This is a genomic window from Candidatus Infernicultor aquiphilus, from assembly GCF_002784285.1.
Taxonomy (GTDB): domain Bacteria; phylum Atribacterota; class Phoenicimicrobiia; order Phoenicimicrobiales; family Phoenicimicrobiaceae; genus Infernicultor; species Infernicultor aquiphilus.
Window position 1 is genome coordinate 1 of sequence record NZ_PFKO01000181.1, and the last position, 1,172, is coordinate 1,172.

The following is a 1,172-nucleotide window of genomic DNA, read 5'->3' on the forward strand; positions in this document are numbered from 1 at the left end:
AGGAACGGTAACAAATATTAACATTTTTAAACCAAATAATAATGATCTTTTAAATTCAACAATATTATTTTTTGCAGTATATTTAGCCAATGTAGGGAAAATGGCAATAGAAATGGCTACTCCGAAAACCCCTAACGGAAATTGGACTAACCTATTAGAATAATATAAAGCAGAAATGCTTCCATCAATTAAATTAGAGGCGATGGTTCTATCTACCACTACATTAATTTCAGTGATAGCTAAGCCCAACATAGCCGGTATTAATAATTTTAATAATTTTTTTACTCCTGGATCGTTTAAATCGATAACAAAATTATATTTTATTTTTTTTCTTATTAATACCGGGATCTGTACTAACGCCTGACCAATTCCGCCGAAGATTACTCCTAAAGCCAGGCTGAAAATTCCATATTTAAAGCTTAAGGTGAAAGCAAAAATTATAATAGAAATATTTAACATCGCCGGTGCTAAAGCAGGTAGCAGGAAGTGATCATATGAATTTAATATCCCCATAAATAAAGCGGCAATTGCTACGAAACCTATGTAAGGGAACATTACTCTGGTTAAATTTATAGCTAATTCATATTTATAGGGGTTATTTTTAAAACCAATAGCAAATAATTTAATTAACCAAGGAGCTCCCCAAATGCCCAAAATTATTACTATTATTAAGATTGAAATTAAAATATTTAAAATATTACTGGCAAAATATTCCGCTTTCTTTCTATCGTTATTAGTCAAATGTTCAGTAAAGATAGGTATAAAGGCAGCATTTAAAGCACCTTCTCCTAAAAAACTTCTTAGTAAATTAGGAATCATAAAAGCAATAAAAAAGGCATCGGTTTCAATGCTCGCTCCAAATTTATTGGAAATTATTATTTCTCTACCTAAACCTAATATTCTACAAAATATAGTGGCAATAATTACTATTCCAGCGTATTTAGCAATTTTATGCTTGGTTTCCATTAATTTCCCTTTTTTCGTATCGAGTATCGAGTAAATACACTATGCTTTTAGCGAATAACATATGCATTCTATACACGATATTACAGTTTATAAATAATAAAACTATTTTAAATAAAGTATTTTTTTTGTTGTAGGGGTCGGATTTATCCGACCCGATATTTTGCGGGTTTGATAAATCAAACCCCTACAACACATTATTCATTACG

The 1,172-nt window shown here is 30.1% G+C and carries 1 protein-coding gene; it reads right to left on the reverse strand.

Translation table 11 applies throughout. The features are described 5' to 3' along the window. Positions 1 to 966 (reverse strand): murein biosynthesis integral membrane protein MurJ (gene murJ / locus COZ07_RS04980; protein ID WP_406607482.1); only part of this gene is annotated, 966 nt, incomplete at its 3' end. Positions 967 to 1,172 lie beyond the last annotated feature (206 nt).